This window comes from Mesorhizobium sp. M0848 (assembly GCF_040319805.1).
In the GTDB taxonomy this organism is placed as follows: Bacteria; Pseudomonadota; Alphaproteobacteria; order Rhizobiales; family Rhizobiaceae; genus Mesorhizobium.
Window position 1 is genome coordinate 93,675 of record NZ_JAMYOM010000013.1, and the last position, 19,274, is coordinate 112,948.

The 19,274-nt window shown below is 63.1% G+C and carries 15 protein-coding genes and 1 pseudogene; 7 read left to right on the forward strand and 9 right to left on the reverse strand.

Features of this window, described 5'->3' with window-relative positions; genetic code table 11:
- The first annotated feature begins 13 nt into the window (after nucleotides 1–13).
- Complete coding sequence (locus tag NKH95_RS16760) at nucleotides 14–2,464, forward strand: ComEC/Rec2 family competence protein (protein ID WP_352892073.1); 2,451 nt, start codon at nucleotides 14–16, stop codon at nucleotides 2,462–2,464.
- Here the strand turns inward: NKH95_RS16760 and lexA are convergent.
- From lexA to NKH95_RS16780, 4 genes are all read right to left on the reverse strand, one after another.
- Nucleotides 2,458–3,198, reverse strand: a complete 741-nt coding sequence (gene lexA, locus NKH95_RS16765) for a transcriptional repressor LexA (RefSeq protein WP_013531746.1) — start codon at nucleotides 3,196–3,198, stop codon at nucleotides 2,458–2,460. The two genes, NKH95_RS16760 and lexA, sit on opposite strands and share 7 nt — an antisense overlap.
- 411 nt (nucleotides 3,199–3,609) lie before the next feature.
- Nucleotides 3,610–4,857, reverse strand: a complete 1,248-nt coding sequence (kynU, locus tag NKH95_RS16770; RefSeq protein WP_352442399.1) for a kynureninase — start codon at nucleotides 4,855–4,857, stop codon at nucleotides 3,610–3,612.
- A gap of 79 nt (nucleotides 4,858–4,936) precedes the next feature.
- On the reverse strand, nucleotides 4,937–5,773 hold the full coding sequence (gene kynA, locus NKH95_RS16775; RefSeq protein WP_027036649.1) for a tryptophan 2,3-dioxygenase: 837 nt from the start codon (nucleotides 5,771–5,773) through the stop codon (nucleotides 4,937–4,939).
- Entirely contained in the window at nucleotides 5,770–7,395 is a 1,626-nt protein-coding gene (locus NKH95_RS16780; protein WP_352442400.1) for an AMP-binding protein, read from the reverse strand. Before NKH95_RS16780 ends, kynA begins: the two co-directional genes overlap by 4 nt.
- 309 nt (nucleotides 7,396–7,704) lie before the next feature.
- On the opposite strand from NKH95_RS16780, the gene NKH95_RS16785 reads away from it, so the two are divergent.
- Nucleotides 7,705–8,535 carry a hormone-sensitive lipase gene (locus NKH95_RS16785; RefSeq protein ID WP_352442401.1) on the forward strand — a complete coding sequence of 277 codons (831 nt, stop codon included), beginning with the start codon at nucleotides 7,705–7,707 and terminating at the stop codon, nucleotides 8,533–8,535.
- Between the two features lie 48 nt (nucleotides 8,536–8,583).
- Here the strand turns inward: NKH95_RS16785 and NKH95_RS16790 are convergent, their stop codons facing one another.
- From NKH95_RS16790 to NKH95_RS16810, 5 genes are read right to left on the reverse strand one after another with little or no spacing between them, the layout of a single operon-like run.
- Complete coding sequence (locus NKH95_RS16790) at nucleotides 8,584–9,789, reverse strand: molybdopterin molybdotransferase MoeA (protein ID WP_352442402.1); 1,206 nt, start codon at nucleotides 9,787–9,789, stop codon at nucleotides 8,584–8,586.
- Nucleotides 9,789–10,271, reverse strand: a complete 483-nt coding sequence (moaC, locus tag NKH95_RS16795) for a cyclic pyranopterin monophosphate synthase MoaC (protein ID WP_352442403.1) — start codon at nucleotides 10,269–10,271, stop codon at nucleotides 9,789–9,791. The genes NKH95_RS16790 and moaC overlap by 1 nt, the downstream gene beginning before the upstream one ends.
- Before the next feature lie 2 nt (nucleotides 10,272–10,273).
- Nucleotides 10,274–11,086: an indole-3-glycerol phosphate synthase TrpC gene (gene trpC / locus NKH95_RS16800; protein ID WP_352442404.1), complete on the reverse strand. Its 813-nt coding sequence runs from the start codon at nucleotides 11,084–11,086 to the stop codon at nucleotides 10,274–10,276.
- A 10-nt stretch (nucleotides 11,087–11,096) separates the two neighbouring features.
- A complete protein-coding gene (gene trpD, locus NKH95_RS16805) occupies nucleotides 11,097–12,107 on the reverse strand; it encodes an anthranilate phosphoribosyltransferase (protein ID WP_023812911.1) in 1,011 nt (336 codons plus the stop codon).
- Nucleotides 12,104–13,996, reverse strand: a complete 1,893-nt coding sequence (locus NKH95_RS16810) for a SurA N-terminal domain-containing protein (RefSeq protein ID WP_352442405.1) — start codon at nucleotides 13,994–13,996, stop codon at nucleotides 12,104–12,106. The genes trpD and NKH95_RS16810 overlap by 4 nt, the downstream gene beginning before the upstream one ends.
- A 145-nt stretch (nucleotides 13,997–14,141) precedes the next feature.
- Between NKH95_RS16810 and tpiA the strand changes: the two genes are divergently transcribed.
- The 5 genes and pseudogenes from tpiA to NKH95_RS16835 all read left to right on the forward strand — a co-directional run bounded on the left by tpiA (nucleotide 14,142) and on the right by NKH95_RS16835 (nucleotide 19,227).
- The gene (gene tpiA / locus NKH95_RS16815; protein ID WP_352612269.1) at nucleotides 14,142–14,909 is read left to right on the forward strand and encodes a triose-phosphate isomerase; all 768 of its coding nucleotides are present in this window, start codon (nucleotides 14,142–14,144) and stop codon (nucleotides 14,907–14,909) included.
- Nucleotides 14,910–15,079: 170 nt separating this feature from the next.
- Complete coding sequence (secG, locus tag NKH95_RS16820; RefSeq protein ID WP_128303636.1) at nucleotides 15,080–15,550, forward strand: preprotein translocase subunit SecG; 471 nt, start codon at nucleotides 15,080–15,082, stop codon at nucleotides 15,548–15,550.
- Nucleotides 15,551–15,761: 211 nt separating this feature from the next.
- Nucleotides 15,762–16,889, forward strand: coding sequence for a L,D-transpeptidase (locus NKH95_RS16825; RefSeq protein WP_352442406.1), 1,128 nt, complete (start codon nucleotides 15,762–15,764; stop codon nucleotides 16,887–16,889).
- Between the two features lie 137 nt (nucleotides 16,890–17,026).
- Entirely contained in the window at nucleotides 17,027–18,664 is a 1,638-nt protein-coding gene (gene pyrG, locus NKH95_RS16830) for a CTP synthase (RefSeq protein ID WP_352554855.1), read from the forward strand.
- A gap of 18 nt (nucleotides 18,665–18,682) precedes the next feature.
- A pseudogene (locus NKH95_RS16835) lies at nucleotides 18,683–19,227 on the forward strand (DUF1697 domain-containing protein).
- Nucleotides 19,228–19,274: the final 47 nt, after the last annotated feature.

Consider the following 19,274-nt stretch of genomic DNA (forward strand, 5'->3'; position numbering starts at 1 on the left):
AGGGGCAGACCCGATGGCTGGACGAGGCTGGGGCTCGGATCAGGGCGAGGACGCTGCCATCGGCGTCAGCGAACGGTCCCTCTTTGCGCCTCTGCCATTGCCGTCGCCCCTCCTGCCGGATCCCGGCCAAGCGCCGTTACAAGCGGATGTCGCCGCCTCTGTTCCTGTTGCCGAAACCGGCAGGATCGTTCGCGTGCGCCGGCAAATCAGCCTGACATCACTGCCTCGCCTGCGCCACAGCGTGAACACGGCGGCGAGCCTGGAACTCGACCGGGGCGTGGCCTTCCTGCTGGTGCCGGTCTGCCTGGCGATCGGAGCGATCGGCTATTTTTCGCTGACGGCTGAACCCGACTTTGCGAGACCTGTCGCGGTTGTCATTCTGACGGGGATCTGTGCGCTGGTCTCGCGCTCATGGCCAAAGACCCATCTGTGTTTCATGGCGGCACTTTTGTGCGCCCTAGGACTGCTTGCTGCCAAGGTCGAGACGTGGCGTGCGGGCACACAAATGTTGGGCTCGGAAATTTCGACGCAAGTCACCGGCCGCGTCGTCTCGCTCGACCGGATGGAAACCGGCCGTATCCGGCTGACCATCGACGTGACATCGACCGCAAGACCGAAACTGCGCTATGCGCCGGAACGGGTGCGGCTTTCGGCACGCAAGATCCCGGCTGACGTGACCGCCGGCTCCCTCATCACCGGATATGCCAAGCTCTTGCCGCCGACCGGGCCGGTGCGGCCGGACAGCTATGACTTCTCCTTCGACAGCTACTTTGCCGGCATCGGTGGCAGCGGGTTCTTTCTCGGCAATCCAAAGCTTGTCGTCAACGATGACGGCGACATGCCGCTGCCGGCCCGAATTTCCTCTAGCGTGGAAAATGCCCGTGAAGGCATCGCCGACCATATCAGGGCGAGCGTCGGCGGCGCCGAAGGCGAGATCGCCGCGGCGCTGATCGTCGGCGTGCGCGCCGGCATTCCCGATGAGATCAATGAGGCGATGCGACGTACCGGCATCTACCACATCATCTCCATTTCGGGACTGCATATGGCGCTGGTCGCGGGCACCATCATGGGATTGCTGCGCGGCGCCTTCGCCTTGTTTCCCGACTTTTCCGCGCGTCGCCCGGTCAAGAAGTATGCCGCTGCCGCCGCGCTGTTCTCGATCGCGGCCTATCTCATCATCTCTGGAGTCGTCGTTGCCGCCGAGCGCAGCTTCATCATGCTGGCGGTGATGCTGATTGCCGTGCTGTTCGATCGAGCAGCACTCACCATGCGCAATCTGGCGATCTCGGCGATCGCCGTCATCGTGGTGTCGCCGCATGAGGTGGTCGGCCCGAGTTTTCAGATGTCGTTCGCCGCGACCGCGGCTCTGGTCGGCGCCTATGCCGGCTGGGCGGATCACCGCGCGGGAAAAGCAAGACCGCCGCCGCCAAAGCGATCCGTGCCCGGTTTCCTGACGCGAAAATTCCTGCTGGCGGCAACCGGCCTTGCCATGACCTCGATCATCGCGGGAAGCGCGACGACGCTGTTTGCCATCTGGCATTTTCAGCGTGTCTCGCCGCTCAGCCTGTTTGCCAATCTCGCGGTAATGCCGATCGTCACCGTCGTCATGTTCCTGGCCGTCGCCAGCGCGCTGTTGATGCCTTTCGGATTGGATTGGCCGGCTCTCTACCTGATGGGTAAGGGCCTGACGATGATGATCGCCATATCAGGCTGGATCTCCGAGCGTTCGCCTGTCGATGGGGTCGGGCTGATTTCGCAGCAGTCGGTCCTGTTGGTGGCAATTGCCCTGGTCATCGCGACAATGGCGACAACTTGGCTGCGGCTCGCTGCTCTGCCATTCGCGCTGGCAGGCTTGCTGACCGTCTCGGATACGCGCACGCCGGATGTGCTAATCTCGGAAGACGCCCGGCTGGTGGCGTTGCCGATCGGTGGCGGCGAGCTTGCCGTCAGCCGGGAACGGCCGAACGAATTCACCGTCGACAACTGGAAACGCGCCCTGACATCAGAAACCATCGTCGTGCCAGAGGTGTTCGACAACAGCGATGGGCAATTCGATGTCGCGGATGCCGTTGATCTGCCGCTGGGATCGCCGTTCTATTGCTCCTCAGGCGTTTGCGTGGCCAGGCACATGTCCGGTGCGATCATTGCCTATGTCGAGGACCGCAAGGACGCCTGGAAAGCCTGCGGCTTCGCCGAGCTGATCGTCATCAATGACGCCACCGCGTATGACGCCTGTCACAATCCGCTGGTTCTCGTCATCACCAAGCGGCAACTGGCTCGCAAAGGCAGTGCCGCGGTCTTCTTCGATCGCCAATCGGCGACCACGCCGGCGACGATCAGCTTCGCGGTGGACAGCCCATATCGGCCCTGGCACACGCAACGCAAATACTCTCGTGAGGCAAGGGGGCTGGCACCCTTCAAGAAACCGGAGAAGCCAGCGGCCAACCCACAGCCGCCTCAGTAGCGGCGGATCAGGCCGACGAGCTTGCCTTGCACCTTGACCCTGTCCGGGCCGAAAATACGGGTTTCATAGGCCGGATTGGCGGCTTCGAGAGCAATCGAAGCGCCCTTGCGGCGGAACCGCTTCAGCGTCGCTTCCTCTTCATCGACCAGCGCCACGATGATCTCGCCGGGGCTCGCCGTGTCGGCATTGCGGATGATGACGGTGTCGCCGTCGAAGATACCGGCCTCGATCATCGAGTCTCCCTTGACCTCCAGCGCATAGTGGGCGCCGCCCATGATCATGTCCGGCGGCACCGAGATCGAATGCGTCTGATGCTGGATGGCATCGATCGGCACACCGGCGGCGATACGGCCCATGACCGGGATCGACACGGCGGAGACCGCATCGTCATCATTGCCGGGCGAGGGCATCCGCGAAGGCGCCGGCTTGATCTGCCGGCCAAGGGCGCCACCCTGACCGAGACTGCCCTGGATGACGCTTGGCGAAAACTTCTTTGCCGCGTTGAGACCGGGCGCGATCGAGTCCGGCAATCGCAGCACTTCCAGCGCGCGTGCCCGGTTGGGCAACCGGCGAATAAAGCCGCGCTCCTCAAGTGCGGTGATCAGCCGATGAATCCCGGATTTGGAGGCAAGGTCAAGCGCCTCCTTCATCTCGTCGAAGGATGGCGGAATGCCGCTCTCCTTCAGGCGTTCATGGATGAACATCAGCAGTTCATGTTGCTTGCGCGTCAGCATGGCGGCCCCCAGGTTACCTGAAACCAGAATCGAAAAACAAACCCAGAACAAACCCTATCTGTTCCAGTTGTGTTCTGCAACCGTTTAAAGTTTAATGAATTTGTTAAGGCTGCTGAAATTATTTGGCGCTTGCCAGCGGGTCGCGATCAACAGGCGCTAGGCACGGCGATGCGCCTGTTCCCATTGAAATTATTATGGTTAATGACCTGTGGCTCATCCTCGACCCAAGGCTTGGCATTATCAGTCTATCGACCTCCACAAAGGACGATATCAATCTTCGGGACGTTCGTTTGCCGTGAACGAAACGGAGCCAAAACGCCAACGTCTGTTGGCATTTGTGGCTGGAAATTCAGCCCTCCGTCATCTGCCAGGCAGTGAGGGCGGCGGCGGTGGATCGCGGGGATCGTTGCGTCAGGTAACGGCTTCCTTGACCGCGAAACGGCGGTCCTTCCATGCGCCCGTGCGCAGAATATCCTCCAGCACCTCAACCGCCAGCCACACATCCTTGTAGCCGACATAGAGCGGCGTGAAGCCGAAACGGATGGTCGATGGCGCACGAAAATCACCGATGACGCCGCGCTCGATCAGCGCCCGCATGATTTGATAGCCGTGATCGTGAAGGAACGACACCTGGCTGCCGCGCCTGGTCGCGTCGCGGGTGGTCTCCAGCGTGAGACCGTAGGCGCCGCACCTGGCTTCGACGAGCTGGATGAACAGTTCTGTCAACGCGACACTCTTCTTTCGCAATGCCGCCATGTCGACGTCATTCCAGATGGCAAGCGCGCCTTTGAGCGCCCGCATCGACAGGATCGGCTGAGTGCCGCACAAAAAGCGGCGGATGCCGGTGCCGGCAACATAACCCCGTTCGAAGGCAAAGGGCCGCGCATGGCCCCACCAGCCGCTGAGCGGCTGGCTGATATCGCCGTGGTGGCGCTGCGCGGCATAGATGAAGGCCGGTGCGCCCGGACCGCCGTTGAGGTACTTGTAGGTGCAGCCGATGGCGAAATCGGCATTTGCGTGATCGAGCTCGACGGGCAGGGCGCCGGCGGTGTGGCAAAGATCCCAGACGATCAGCGCTCCGGCCGCATGAGCTTTGCGCGTCAGCGCCGCCATGTCGCGCAGTTCACCCGATTTGTAATTGACGTGATTGACCAGCACCACCGCGACGTTTTCGTCGATCAGCTCTTCGATGGTCGGCGCGTCGACACCCGCGAGGCGCAGCAGGACGCCATCCCGGGTCGAGGCCACGCCTTCGGCGATGTACAGGTCGGTGGGAAAACTGTCACCTTCGGCGACGATGGCCGACCGGCCGGGCCGCATCTCCATCGCCGCGTGCAGCACCTTGTAGATGTTGGTCGATGTCGTGTCGCAGACAACGGTCTGGCCGGCCGCGGCTCCTATCAGGCGTCCGAGCTGGTCGCCGAGTTCGATTGGCATCTCGAACCATCCGGCCGTGTTCCAAGCTCGGATGAGATCCTGGGCCCATTCTTGGGTCGCCGCCTGCTGCAGCTCGCTGAAAACGGCATGAGACGCTGCCCCCAGTGAATTGCCGTCGAGATAGATCATCCCCTCCGGCAGAATGAAACGGTCGCGCATGGCCCGCAGCGGATCCGTGGCATCCATCGCTTCGACTGCGGCGAGATCAGGAATTCCACTCATGGTCGGTCAGTCCCCGGTTGTTCGCGAAGGGTTTTCCGCCACAGCGCGTCCCCTCGGTGTGCCTGTTTTCATTTCGACGTCAGAGCCGGGTGCGGACCGTCCACAGCTCCGGGAACAGCACGACCTCGAGCATTTTCTTCAGATACGAAGCACCCGACGTGCCGCCGGTGCCGCGTTTCAGGCCGATGATGCGCTCCACCGTGGTGACGTGGTTGAAGCGCCAGCGGCGGAAGTAGTCCTCGAAGTCGACCAGCTTCTCGGCCAGTTCGTAGAACATCCAGTAGCGCTGCGGATCGCGGTAGATGGTCTGCCAGGCGACCAGCACCTCTTCATTCTCGGTTCGCGTCTCACGCCAGTCCGTGCGCCTGGCATCGGCACCGATGTCGAATCCGTTGCGCGCCAAAAGCAGCAGTGCCTCGTCATAGAGCGACGGCTCGGCCAGGATCGCTTCCAGCTTCCCGCTCAGGTCGGGCCGGTGCTTGTGCGGCCCGAGCATTGCCAGGTTTCGGTTGCCGGCCATGAACTCGATGGCGCGATACTGCCAGGACTGGAAGCCCGAGGACTGGCCGAGCGCGTCGCGGAACTCGGTGTATTCGCTGGGCGTCATCGTCCGCAGCACATCCCAGGCATTGTTCAGCTGCTCGAAGATGCGCGCAACGCGCGACAGCATCTTGAAGCTCGGCTCGAGCCGGTCGGCGCGGATCGAGCGGATCGCGGCGCCGATCTCGTGCAGAGCGAGCTTCATCCAGAGCTCGGAGGTCTGATGCTGGATGATGAACAGCATCTCGTCATGCGCCGATGACAGCGGCGTCTGGGCCTCCAGCACTTTCTCCAGGTGCAGATAGTCGCTGTAGGACATGCGCTCCTTGAACGACATCTGGGCGCCTTCGGACGCCGGATCGTATGGCTCGCTCAATTGATTTTCTCCGTGCGCAGCCGGAAGCGCTGGATCTTGCCGGTCTGGGTCTTGGGCAGAGCGGCGATGAATTTTACCGATCGCGGATATTTATAGGGCGCGATCGTTGCCTTGACATGGTCCTGCAGGCGCTTGGTGGTGAGGGCGTCGGGCGCGACGCCCTGCACCAGCACGACATGCGCCTCGACGATCTGGCCGCGTTCGGCGTCCTCTGCACCGATCACCGCGCATTCGGCGACATCCGGATGCGATAACAGTGCTGCCTCGACCTCGGGTCCGGCGATGTTGTAGCCGGCGCTGACGATCATGTCGTCGGAGCGCGCGGCGAAATGGAAGAAGCCGTCTTCGTCCTGCGTGAAGGTGTCGCCGGTGATGTTCCAGCCGTCGCGCACATATTCCTTCTGCCTGTCATCGGCCAAGTAGCGGCAGCCGGTCGGGCCACGCACCGCCAGCCTGCCGGTCGTGCCGCGCGGCACCTCGCGCATCTCGTCGTCGAGGATGCGCGCCTCGTAGCCGCCCACCGGCTTGCCGGTCGACGCAGGCTTCATGTCGCCAAAACGGTTGGAGATGAATATGTGCAGCATTTCGGTGGCGCCGATGCCGTCGAGGATCGGCTTGCCGGTCTTTTTCGTCCACTCTTCGAAAACCGGAGCGGGCAAGGTTTCGCCGGCCGAAACTGCAACGCGCAGCGACGACAGGTCGGCACCTTCATCCATGGCCTTCAGCATGGCGCGGTAGGCAGTCGGCGCGGTGAAGGAGATCGTCGCTTTGTAGGTCTCGATGATGTGGATCATGTTGGGTGGCGTCGCCTGCTCCAGCAGCGTCGCCGCCGCACCGAAGCGCAGGGGAAAGATAGCGAGCCCGCCAAGGCCGAAGGTGAAGGCCAGCGGCGGCGAGCCGACGAAGATGTCGTCCGCCGTCACCTCCAGGATTTCGCGTGCATAGGCGTCGGCAATGATCAGGAGGTCGCGGTGGAAATGCATCGTCGCCTTCGGAACGCCTGTCGTGCCCGAGGTGAAGCCGAGCAGGGCGACATCGTCGCGGCCGGTGTTGACCGCACTGAACGTCACCGGCTTGTCGAGCGCGGCGCGATCGAGTTCAGCATCATGGTTGGCGGTGCCGTCGAAACCGATGACCTGCCTGAGGAATGCGCTGTCCTTGGCGCACACGGTCATCTCGTCCATCAGCCTGGTGTCGCAGAGCGCAACGGTGATCTCGGCCTTGTCGACGATCTTGGCGAGTTCGCCGGCGCGCAGCATCGGCATGGTGTTGACGACCACGGCACCGACCTTGGTGGCGGCCAGCCAGCAGGCGACCATGGCGGGGTTGTTGGCCGAGCGGATCAGCACCCGGTTGCCCGGCTTGACTCCGTAATTCTCGACCAGCGCGTGGGCCAGCCTGTTCGTCCAGTCGGACAGTTCCTTGTAGGTGCGGCGGCGGCCATTGCCGATCAGGGCGGTGTGGTCGCCGAGACCTTTTTCGACCAGCCTGTCGGTCAGTTCGACACCGGCGTTGAGGCGTTCGGGATAGTCGAAGCCGTCGAGCAGGATTTCAGGCCATTGCTCCGGCGGCGGCAGGTGATCGCGCGTGAACGTGTCGATATGCGCTGAAGGCCCAAGCATGTCGCCGCTATCCCGTCTGCTGCCTGACCAGTGCGCGATGCGCCTTGGCCGGATGTAGTGGATCCTAAGGTCCTGCTCTGAGGAAGCTTCGTACTACCCATCGCACCTGCTGAGATGCGCCCAGAAAGGGTGAACATCTGCAGGTTCGGGCAGCACAGCAGACCTCCCATTGTCGGCTGTTCGTTGGGGCAGGATCGCACCAGTCGAAATTTGTTTCAAGCCTAAAATGTTTTTGCTCAGGGCATTGACGCATGGCATGGCGGTGGCCATTGCTAGCAAGTAGCGATGCCGTCTTGGGGAAGGGCGCAGATGTTCGAACGTCACATCGTCGATTGGGATGATGCCTATGCCAACGGCGCCAACATCGCGGGCAGTGATCGCTGGCCGTCTGCATGGGCGGAGCCAGCGCAAGCATTCCGCGATGCGCTGTCGGCGCAGGGCCGGGCGCGGCTCGACATCGCCTATGGCGACGGACCGCGCAATCGGCTCGATCTTTTCCTTCCCAGGGCCGCGCCCAAAGGGCTGGTGGTGATTATCCATGGCGGTTACTGGCTGGAGACCGACAAGAGCTTGTGGTCGCACCTCGCCAATGGCGCGGTCGGCAGTGGCTTCGCCGTGGCGATGCCCTCCTACACGCTGTGCCCGAACATACGCATCGCCGGCATCGTCAGCGAGATTGGGGCGGCAATCGGCGAGGCAGCGGCAATGGTCGACGGACCGCTGATGCTGACCGGACATTCGGCCGGCGGCCATCTCGCCACCCGGATGGTGACGACAAGCACGCCGCTGGCCGCCGATGTGGCGCGGCGCATACGCCATGTCGTCTCGATTTCAGGCCTGCATGACCTGCGTCCGCTCATGCGCACCGGCATGAACGCGGCGCTGGCCATCGACGAGCACGAGGCGCTGACTGAAAGCCCGGCGCTGCTGCGGCCCATGGATGGTGCCCGCATCACCTGTTGGGCCGGTGGCGGCGAGCGCGCCGAATTCCTGCGCCAGAATGCGCTGCTTACCAACATCTGGACCGGCCTCGGCGCCACCACCAGCGCCGTGGTCGAGCCCGACCGGCATCATTACAGCATTGTCGACGGCCTTGCCGACCCGGCGCATCCGCTGACGCAGAGCTTGATCTCGAACTAGAGCCGGGATCACTTTCTCGTCTGTTATGAGTGGCTTGTCTGGGATTCCTCAGCGCAGCATCAAAACGCTGCAAGCCTCGCCAGCAGCTGCTGCAGGGGCAAACGGCGCCCGCACGATCAGCCCGTTGGCGTCGGCCAGCATTCTCAGCATCGAGGAATCCTGGATACCGAACGGCGTCGCCACCGGTACGCCGTCATCTTCCCTGACCACGGCTCGGACATAGTCCTGGCGCAAATCATTGGCCGGCATTGCGGCGCCCAATCGCGCTTGGCGAACGTCCTGGCGATGATTGCGGCCGCCGAGCCGCGCCAGCAGCGGCTTCAGGAACAACTGCGAGCAGACCAGGCTTGCCACCGGATTGCCGGGCAGGCCGATGCACCTGATGTCGCCGAGGCGGCCGAACATCAGGGGCTTGCCGGGGCGCATGGCGATCTTCCAGAAGCCGAGCGTCATGCCTTCGCCGGTCAGCACGTCGTGGATCAGGTCGTGATCGCCGACCGAGGCGCCACCAAGCGTCACGATGACATCCGCACCGGCCGCGACCGCTTGTCTGATCAGGGCAGCGATAGCCTCCTTGCGATCGGCGGCAATGCCGAGATCGAGCGCGCGGGCGCCGACCGAGTGTGCGGTGGCAGCGACGCCATAGGCATTCGATGAGATGATCTGATCCGGGCCGAGATCACTGCCCGGCGGCAGCAATTCGTCGCCGGTGGCGATGATGGCGACCAGCGGCCGTTTCACCACGCTGACCCGAGGATGGTTGGCCGATGCTGCCAGCGACAGTGCCGCCGGGTCGAGTAAGCGGCCTTTTTCCAGCAGCATGTCGCCTGTTGAAAAATCGAGCCCGATGCGGCGGATATTGCGCCATTGCGCCGTCGGCTCGGTCACTTCGATTTCGCCGCCGCCGAGGTCGCGGACATTCTCCTGGATGACGATGGTGTCGGCGCCTTCGGGCAGCGGCGCGCCGGTGAAGATGCGCACGGCCTGCGTCTGGCCGACCGTGCCGTCGAAGCCACGTCCAGCCGGCGCCATGCCGATCACCGACAGCCTGGATGGGACCGACGTGACGTCGGCGGCGCGCGCCGCATAGCCGTCCATGGCGGAAGCATTGAAAGGCGGCTGGGTGCGAAGAGCAACGACCGGTTCCGCCAGAACACGATCCACCGCCTCGAACAGAGGAACGCTTTCGCCGGCTAGAGGTGCCGCACCATCGAGCAGGCGTTCAAGCGCCTCCGCGATAGGAACCAGCGCCATCAGGAACTCACCTTGTAGTCACCCGACTTGCCGCCGGTCTTTTCGACCAGGCGGATACCGGAGATCACCATGGCGCGGTCGACTGCTTTCGCCATGTCGTAGATGGTCAGGCAGGCTACCGAAGCGGCGGTCAGCGCTTCCATCTCGACGCCTGTCTTGCCGGTGACGCGGGCGAGTGCGGTGACCTTCAGGCCCGGCAAAGCATGGTCCGGCTCGATGTCGACGGAGACCTTGGTCAAAAGCAGCGGATGACAGAGCGGGATCAGTTCATGCGTCTTCTTCGCCGCCATGATACCGGCGATGCGCGCGGTGCCGAGCACATCGCCCTTCTTGGCGTTGCCGGCGAGGATCATCTTCAGCGTCTCGGGCTGCATCGCGACAAAGCCTTCGGCGATCGCCGTGCGCGTTGTTTCGTCCTTGTCGCCGACGTCGACCATGTTGGCCTCGCCCTGCGCGCCGAGATGGGTAAGGCCTGATACCATCGTCAGATGGCCTCGGCCAAAGCCTTGCCTGTCAGAAGCAGGCGCGTCGCCGCGGTGACGTCCTGTTGCCGCATCAGGCTCTCGCCGACCAAGAAGGTGCCGATGTCGCTCTTTTGCAGCCTGAGGCAGTCGTCATGCGAGAAAATACCGCTCTCGCTGACCAGCAAGCGGTCGGCCGGAACCATCGTCGCCAGCCGCACTGAAGTGTCGAGGCTGGTCTCGAATGTGCGCAGATTGCGGTTGTTGATGCCGATCAGCCGCGACGACAATTTTAGCGCGCGTTGCGTCTCGGCCTCGTCATGCACTTCGACCAGTGCATCCATGCCGAGTTCGAACGCCGTCGCCTCGAGCTCGCTGGCCAGGGCGTCGTCGACGCTGGCCATGATGATCAGGATGGCATCCGCGCCCCAGGCGCGGGCTTCGTAGACCTGATACGGATCGAACAGGAAATCCTTGCGCAGCGCCGGCAGCGCGACGGCGGCTCGCGCCCGGGTGAGAAATTCAGGCGCACCTTGGAAGGACGGTGCATCGGTCAGCACCGAAAGACAGGCAGCACCACCCTTGGCATAGGCCTGCGCCAGAGCCGGTGGATCGAAATCGGCACGGATCAGACCCTTGGAGGGGCTCGCTTTCTTGATCTCGGCGATCAGCGCGAAGGCGCCGGATTTGCGCTTCGCTTCCAGTGCGGCAAGAAAACCGCGCGGTGCGTCGGCATCTTTTGCCCGGACCTTGATTTCGGCCAACGGCACGCGTGCCTTTGCCGCCGCGATCTCGTCGCGCTTGTAGGCCTCGATCTTGCGAAGAATGTCAGACACGCTCTATCCGTTATCCGTTCGAAATCTCGACCAGCCTGTCGAGCACTTGCAGGGCACGGCCGCTATCGATGGCTTGCGCCGCCGCCGCGATGCCGTCGCCAAGCGTCGTCGCCTTGCCGGCCACAACCAGTCCGGCACCGGCGTTCATCAGCACGGTGTCGCGATAGGCGCCGGCGCCGCCGCCCAGCATATCGCGCAAGGCCTTGGCGTTGTAGTCCGCATCGCCGCCGCGCAACTCATCCTTGCTATGGCGCGCCAGCCCAACCGCTTCAGGGGTCAGCGTGAAGCTGCGGATTTCGCCGCCGATCAGTTCGGCGACCTGCGTCTCGCCGGTGGTGGTGATCTCGTCATAGCCGTCGCCATGGGCGACCCAGACATGCTCGGCACCCAGCGCCTTCAGTGTCTCGGCAACCGGCAGGATCCATTCCGGCAGGAACACACCGACCAGCTGCCGCTTGACGCCGGCCGGATTGGAGAGCGGCCCGAGCAGGTTGAATATGGTGCGGGTGCCGAGTTCGACGCGGGTCGGGCCGACATGCTTCATCGCAGGATGATGCGCGGGCGCGAACATGAAGCCAACGCCTGCCTCGTGGATGCAACGGCTAATGAAATCGGGCGAGATGTCGATCTTGACCCCGAGCGCCACCAGCACATCGGCTGCCCCTGTCAGCGACGACAGGCCGCGATTGCCGTGTTTGGCAACCGGCACGCCGCTGCCGGCAACGACGAAGGCCGATGCCGTCGAAATGTTGACGCTGTGAGAATTGTCGCCGCCGGTACCGACGATGTCGACGGCATCGGTGGGCGCGTCGACGTGCAGCATCTTGGCCCGCATGGTTGCGACGGCGCCGGAAATCTCGCTCACCGTCTCGCCGCGCACGCGCAGCGCCATCAGGAAACCGCCGATCTGGCCGGGGGTCGCGTCACCCGACATGATGATGTCGAAGGCCTCGCGCGCTTCCTCAAAGGAAAGCGCGCTACCGGTCGCGATCTTGGCGATATGGGTTTTCAGCGCGCTCATCTTGTCGAGGCTTGGGCGACGGCGGCCTGGTCGATGCGAACGTCGTACTGTGTCTGCAACTGTGCCACCAATTGGTCGAGCAGATCATCCGACATGCCGGAGGTGAAGGATTTCTGTGCGTCATCCGGCACCGAGCTGGCATCGGCTCCGGCGGGCTCGAACACTTCGGCGACCTTGTACAGGATCTGCCCGTCGCCGGTGGGCGAGGGGATCAGGCCGGTACCGCCTTCGCCAACGCCGAACATTGCTGCGGCGCCTTCCTTGCCGAAATCGACATCGTCGGCCTCGCGCTTGACACCGCGCTTGGTCTGCTTTTCCAGCTTCAGTTCGCTGGCGATGACATCGAGCGTTGCGCCGGCCTTGAGCCGCTTTTCCAGCTCGTCAGCCTTGGCGGCGAGCCGCTTGCTTGTTTCCGCCGCGGTCCAGTCGGTGACGGCTTTCTGACGAACCTCATCCAGCGTGCGGTCGCGAGCCGGCGTGATGGACGCCACCTCATAGAAGACGAAGCCGTTGTCGGCTGTGGTCAAGGCATCGTTTTCCGTGTTGGGTTCGGCGTCGAAGACCGCTTTGATCAGCTCCGGCGATTGCGGCAGGTCCTTGACGATGCTTGCATCTGGCCGCAGCCCACTGCGATCGATGGCGTCGATGGTGACGATCTTCAGCTTCAGCTTGGCCGCGGCCTCTGCCAGCGAACTGCCGGCGGCGCGGGTGTCATCGTAACTGTCGCGCACGTCCAGAAGAATGCGGCTTGCCTCGCCCAACGCCAGGTCCTTGCGGATCTGGTCGGACACTTCGGTCAGCGGCTTCACCACCTCGGACTTGATCTCGGTGACGCGCAGCAGCACCGGGCCGAAGGCACCTTGCACGACCTGGCTGACCTCATTGGCATTGAGCGAAAAGGCCGCGCCGGCGACCGCCTTGTCGGCAATCTTGTCCTTGGCAAGCGTGCCGAGCAGCGTGTCGGCCGGGGTCTTGCCTTCCGCCGTGACCAGCTTGTCGAAGGTGGCGCCGGCCTTGAGCGAATCGAGTGCGGCCTTGGCCGCATCCGGCGTCTTGAATACAAGCTGCTCGACGGTGCGCAGTTCCGGCGTGGTGTAACGCGCCTTGTTCTTGTTGTAGTCGTCGCTGACCTGGCTGTCGGTGACGGCGGTCGTGTCCATGATGTCGACGGGTTCAAGGCGGACATAGGAGAATTTGCGGTATTCGGGTGCCGCATATGTCTTCTTGTTGGCTTCGAAATAGGCCAAGAGCACGCTATCGGACGGTGCCGCGATCGGTTCGACCAGTGCCTTGGGCAGCGTCAAATAGTCGATGGTGCGGTCCTCGCCGCGATAGAGCGCAACCGCCTTGAAGAAAGTGTCCGGAGCCTTGAGGCCATCCGAGACAGCCTCGACGATCTGCTGGCGCACCGCCACCTGGGCACGGTTCTTCAGATAGTCCTCGGGCCGCATGCCAATCTGCTGCAGCATGTATTCGAATGTTCTGCGGTCGAACTGGCCGCCCGGGCCCTTGAATGCCGGGTCTTCGCGCGTCAACTCGGCCAACCGGTCCTTGGAAAGTCCGAGGCCCAGCTTGCGGGCCTGTTCGTCGAGAACGGCGCCCGAGACGAGTTGCGCCAGCACCTGGTTGTCGACACCGAGTGCCTTTGCCTGTTCGTGGCTGAGACGCTGGCCGAACTGCTGCGACATGACAGCGAGCTGGCGATCATAGGCGAGACGGTATTCGTTGATCGACACTTTGGTGCCGCCGGCGGTAATGACCGAATCATGGCCGGCCAAACCACCCATCAGCCGTCCGGAAACGCCCCAGACCAAAAAGCTGAGCACCAGCAGCACCAACAGCCCCTTCGCGACCCAGGTGCCTGCCGCGCTTCTCAATATACCAAGCATTTTTACTTCCGATTTATGCGCATTTTCGCATGCGCCGAGTCTGAAACAAGCGCAATAGCGCCCTTCCGGCCCACTGTCGATTGCTTTGTGGCCTGATTTTGGTAGTGAGGGCCAGAGCCCCGATATCATCCGGAGAAGCAAACCCATGACGCCAGGAATTCGCCCGCTCGTCGCCGGCAACTGGAAAATGAACGGCACCAGTGCCTCGCTCAACGAGCTCCGGATGATCGGCAACGGCTTCATGAGCGGACTTGACGCGGAGACCGAAGCGTTGGTTTGCGTTCCCGCGACCCTGCTTGCCCACGCCGCGGAGATCCTGTCACGCACGCCGGTGCATGCCGGCGGTGAGGATTGCCATACCAAGGAGAGCGGCGCCTACACCGGCTGCATCTCGGCGGAAATGCTCAGGGATGCCGGTGCGAGCCATGTCATCGTCGGCCATTCCGAATGCCGCGAGCAACGCGGCGAGGATGACGCCACTGTCCAGGCCAAGGCATCCGCCGCATGGCGTGCCGGGCTTGTTGCCATCATTTGCGTCGGCGAAACGCATGAACAGCGTGAAGCGGGCGCGACGCTGGATGTGCTGTCGCGGCAGGTCGATGGTTCGGTCCCGCCAAGCGCCACCCCGTCCAACACCATCATTGCCTATGAGCCGGTATGGGCGATCGGCACCGGCCTGACGCCGACAGCCGGCGATGTGGCGGCAGCACATGCACATATCCGCGAAAAGCTGTCGGAAAAGCTCGGCGGCGTTGCGGCCAAGGTGCGCATTCTCTATGGCGGCTCGGTCAAGCCTTCCAACGCGGTCGAATTGCTCGGCGTCAGGAATGTCGACGGGGCGCTGGTCGGCGGCGCCAGCCTGAAAGCGGCGGATTTCCTAGCTATTGCCGAGGCCTATCGCAATATTGCTTGAAGACATTCGCCACGCCGGACAGGGCTTCCGGTGCCTGAAATCGTTGCAAAGGACGGGTTGCTTCCCATATTCCGGCCACGGGCTTGGAAATGCCGTCAAAGCATTGTATTGAGCCGCCTCCAATTCACCGGTCGTGTCCGCGGCCGGGCAAGGCCTTGCCAGGATAAACTATGGAAACCGTACTGATCGTCATCCATCTCATGGTTGTGCTCGCCCTTGTCGGCGTGGTGCTGCTGCAGCGCTCCGAAGGCGGCGGCCTCGGCATCGGTGGCGGCTCCGGCTTCATGACCGCGCGTGGCGCTGCCAATGCGCTGACGCGTGCGACGGCGATCCTGGCGGCCGCCTTCTTCGCCACGTCCTTGACCCTGTCGATCGTCGCCCGCTACGGCGAGAAGCCGATCGATATCCTCGACCGCGTGCCGGCGACATCGGACGGTGCAGGCAAAGGCGTGCTCAACCAATTGCCCGGCACGACCACCCCGGCGCCCGCAGGCACCACCACGCCGACGCCGCCGTCAGGCAACGATGCCGCGGCTCCGGCGACCGCGCCGGCCACGGCGCCTGCCGCCGGGTCGACGCCGCCGGCAACCAATGGCGCCGCTCCCGCCGCGCCGGCGGCCCCGCAGGTTCCAAACCAGTAGTCTTCGGCGGCTGAAGCCGCGATCTGTGCTCGTTTGAACACAGTCGCGGCAAATGCAGCGAGATCACAAAGATTCGACTGGGTGAGGTACGACCTCACGCTTGAGGCCCCCGCGCTTATTCGACTATAGATTGCGCGCGGCACTTCCGGCGCCCTTGGGGGGCGCTGGGCGACGCCGTGGGCAACAAGCATAGAACGATCGGATCTTCGCCATGCAGCTTCGCAGCTTCATTTTCCTGGGACTTTGTGCCGCAATCGGCATCAGTTCCCCCGCTTTCGCTGGCGTTCCAGCCAATATGGCCGCACAGCCTTCGGTTGAAACAACCTCCGCCATCAACGTCGCCGTCAAAAGTGACGCGTCGCAATTGAAGCTTCTCAAGAAGAAGAAAAACCCGACGCCCGACGACCTCGCCCAGATCAAGAAGATCGAGGCCAAGATCGTTGCCGACAAGGAGGCCGCCAAAGCCAAGGCGCTCGAAGCCAGGAAACTGGCGATGCGCGAGGCGGCCAAGGCCAAGGCCGACGCTGAACGGCAGGCGTTCCTTGCCAAGAAGGGCAAGAGCGCGCCGGCAACCGAGGTGGCCGATGCCAAGCCGGCCAAGAAGCAGGTTGCCAAGATCATCGAGCCTATCGAACCGATCGCGCCGATCCAATCGGCAGAGCCGCTTCCGGCAGAGGCGATGAACGTCGCCTTGACCGGCAACAATGGCGAGCTGCGCAGCGAGGTCATCGGCCAGAAGCAGCCGAGCAACGGTGGTCTGTTCGCCGGTCTCTTCGGCGGGACCTCGTCCGGGTCTTCGATAAGCTATCTCCCTGAGACACGGGCTCTCGACCAGGTGCTCGCCAAGAGGGAAGCCAAGAAGCAGTTCAAGGTGAAGCCGGAATTCGTGCCGCAGGACGTGGAATTCAGCGGTTACGATGCGGGCACCATCGTCATCGACACCAGCGCGCGGCGCCTCTACCTCGTCGAATCGTCCTCCACCGCCCGCCGCTACGCCATTGCGGTCGGCCGCGAGGGTCTGCAGTACAAGGGTACGGTTGCGGTCGGCGACAAGCAGGAATGGCCGCGCTGGATCCCGACGCTGGACATGCAGAAGCGTGAGCCGAAGCATTACGGCCAGTACAAGGACGGCATGCCCGGCGGTGGCCAGAACCCGCTCGGCGCGCGCGCCATCTATCTCTATGACGGCAAGAAGGACACGCATCTGCGCATCCACGGCACCATCGCGCCGCAGTCGATCGGAACCAGCGCCTCGAATGGCTGCTTCCGCATGATCAACGAGCACGTCATGGACCTCTACAGCCGCGTCAGGGTTGGCACCAAGGTCGTTATCATCTGACGTTTTCGTCATCCTGCCGAAAGGGCCGGCTCAGCCGGCCCTTTTGTTTTGCCCTGTTCACGATCCGAGCGCCTTCTTGGGAAAAAACCTTCGCGGTGGTTTTTTCTCTGGCGGAATCAATCCGGCCGCGTTAAGCGATGACTCCCATGGCGCGATATGTATTCATCACAGGCGGCGTGGTTTCCTCACTTGGAAAAGGCATAGCCGCAGCGGCCCTTGGGGCTCTCCTGCAGGCGCGAGGCTATCGCGCACGCATCAAAAAACTCGACCCCTACCTCAATGTCGATCCGGGCACGATGTCGCCGTACCAGCATGGCGAGGTTTTCGTCACTGATGATGGCGCGGAAACCGATCTCGATCTTGGCCATTACGAGCGCTTCACCGGCCGCTCCGCCAATCAGCAGGACAACATCACCACCGGCCGCATCTACAAGAACATCATCGAGCGCGAGCGGCGCGGCGATTATCTCGGCGCAACCGTGCAGGTCATTCCGCACGTCACCGACGAGATCAAGAATTTCGTCCTCAACGGCAATGACGACTATGATTTCGTGCTTTGCGAGATCGGCGGCACGGTCGGCGACATCGAGGCGATGCCGTTCCTGGAAGCGATACGCCAGCTCGGCAACGACCTGCCGCGCAACAACGCCGTCTACGTGCATCTGACGCTGATGCCCTACATCCCGACGGCCGGCGAGCTGAAGACCAAGCCGACCCAGCATTCGGTCAAGGAACTGCGCGGCATCGGCATCGCGCCCGACATCCTGCTGGTCCGCGCCGATCGCGCCATTCCCAAGGAAGAGCGCAGAAAACTGTCGCTGTTTTGCAATGTGCGCGAAAGTGCCGTGATCCAGGCGCTCGACGTGCCGCATATCTACGATGTGCCGATGGCATACCATAGGGAAGGGCTCGATTCGGAAGTGCTGGCCGCCTTCGGCATCGATCCGGCGCCGAAGCCGCGCATGGAGCCGTGGCAGGCGGTGTCCAACCGCATCCACAATCCGGAAGGCGAGGTCACCATCGCCGTGGTCGGCAAATATACCGGCCTCAAGGATGCCTACAAATCGCTGATCGAGGCGCTGTCGCATGGCGGCCTGGCCAACCACGTCAAGGTCAAGCTCGACTGGATCGAATCGGAGATCTTCGAAAAGGAGGATCCGACGCCATGGCTGGAAAAGGTGCATGGCATCCTGGTTCCCGGCGGCTTTGGCGAGCGCGGTGCCGAAGGCAAGATACTGGCGGCGAAGTTCGCGCGCGAGCGCAAGGTGCCGTATTTCGGCATCTGCTTCGGCATGCAGATGGCCTGCATCGAGGCGGCGCGGTCGCTGGCCGGCGTCGAACATGCGTCTTCGACCGAGTTTGGTCCGACCGAGGAACCGGTCGTCGGCCTGATGACCGAATGGCTGAAAGGCAACATGCTGGAGAAGCGCCGGGAAACCGGCGATCTCGGCGGCACGATGCGGCTCGGCGCCTATCAGGCCGAACTCGCCAAGGGCTCCAAGATCGCCGAGATTTACGGCGACACACAGATTTTCGAGCGCCATCGCCACCGCTACGAGGTCAATATCGACTACAAGGAGCGACTCGAGGATTGCGGCCTGGTATTCGCCGGCATGTCGCCCGACGGCGTGCTGCCGGAGACGGTCGAGTATCCAGACCACCCCTGGTTCATCGGCGTGCAATATCATCCGGAACTGAAAAGCCGGCCGCTCGACCCGCATCCGCTGTTCGCCAGTTTCATCGAGGCGGCGGTGGAGCAGAGCCGGTTGGTGTAGCGATCAGGTCGGGCGGCAATGCAGACCTATGTCGCGCTGCTTTACAGCATCATCCTGGGCGAGGGCCGCCGGGTCGTATGGCCGACCTCAAGGCCATGGCCGAAGAGCTCGGGCTGAACAACCCGCGCACGCTGGTGGCGACGGGCAATCTGGTCTTCGAGGCACCGGCAACTGATATCGCCGACCTGGAACAGCGGCTGGAAGCAGCCTTCGAAAAAACCTTCGGCCGCCATGTCGATATCCTCGTGCGCGGTGCCGAGGACTGGCTGAAGCTTGCCGCCGGCAATCCGTTTCCAGATGAATCGAATGCGACCGCGGATCAGGTGGCGGTGCGCGTGATGCGCCGGCCGGTGCCGGACGAAGCCGTCACGGCGCTCGGCTCCTATGTCGGCAAAGACGAAAAGATGCACGCCGTCGCTGGCAATATCTGGATTGTCTTCTCGCGCGCCGCACCCAGTTCACGGCTTCTGACCGCAGCGAGCCACAAGCGTCTGGGCGTCGGTACCTCACGCAACTGGAACACGGTGCGAAAACTGGCCGAGATGGTGGGCAGTAGGCAGTAGGGAAGCAGTTCTCTACTCCCTCACACCTACTGCCTACTGCCTCATTT

What these genes read in the sequence shown, in the direction of transcription:
- NKH95_RS16760 (WP_352892073.1), top strand. Translation starts at nt 14, where the DNA reads ATGGCTGGACGAGGCTGGGGCTCGGATCAGGGCGAGGACGCTGCCATC.
- lexA (WP_013531746.1), bottom strand. Translation starts at nt 3,198, where the DNA reads ATGCTGACGCGCAAGCAACATGAACTGCTGATGTTCATCCATGAACGC.
- kynU (WP_352442399.1), bottom strand. Translation starts at nt 4,857, where the DNA reads ATGAGTGGAATTCCTGATCTCGCCGCAGTCGAAGCGATGGATGCCACG.
- NKH95_RS16780 (WP_352442400.1), bottom strand. Translation starts at nt 7,395, where the DNA reads ATGCTTGGGCCTTCAGCGCATATCGACACGTTCACGCGCGATCACCTG.
- NKH95_RS16785 (WP_352442401.1), top strand. Translation starts at nt 7,705, where the DNA reads ATGTTCGAACGTCACATCGTCGATTGGGATGATGCCTATGCCAACGGC.
- NKH95_RS16790 (WP_352442402.1), bottom strand. Translation starts at nt 9,789, where the DNA reads ATGGCGCTGGTTCCTATCGCGGAGGCGCTTGAACGCCTGCTCGATGGT.
- moaC (WP_352442403.1), bottom strand. Translation starts at nt 10,271, where the DNA reads ATGGTATCAGGCCTTACCCATCTCGGCGCGCAGGGCGAGGCCAACATG.
- trpD (WP_023812911.1), bottom strand. Translation starts at nt 12,107, where the DNA reads ATGAGCGCGCTGAAAACCCATATCGCCAAGATCGCGACCGGTAGCGCG.
- NKH95_RS16810 (WP_352442405.1), bottom strand. Translation starts at nt 13,996, where the DNA reads ATGCTTGGTATATTGAGAAGCGCGGCAGGCACCTGGGTCGCGAAGGGG.
- tpiA (WP_352612269.1), top strand. Translation starts at nt 14,142, where the DNA reads ATGACGCCAGGAATTCGCCCGCTCGTCGCCGGCAACTGGAAAATGAAC.
- secG (WP_128303636.1), top strand. Translation starts at nt 15,080, where the DNA reads ATGGAAACCGTACTGATCGTCATCCATCTCATGGTTGTGCTCGCCCTT.
- NKH95_RS16825 (WP_352442406.1), top strand. Translation starts at nt 15,762, where the DNA reads ATGCAGCTTCGCAGCTTCATTTTCCTGGGACTTTGTGCCGCAATCGGC.
- pyrG (WP_352554855.1), top strand. Translation starts at nt 17,027, where the DNA reads ATGACTCCCATGGCGCGATATGTATTCATCACAGGCGGCGTGGTTTCC.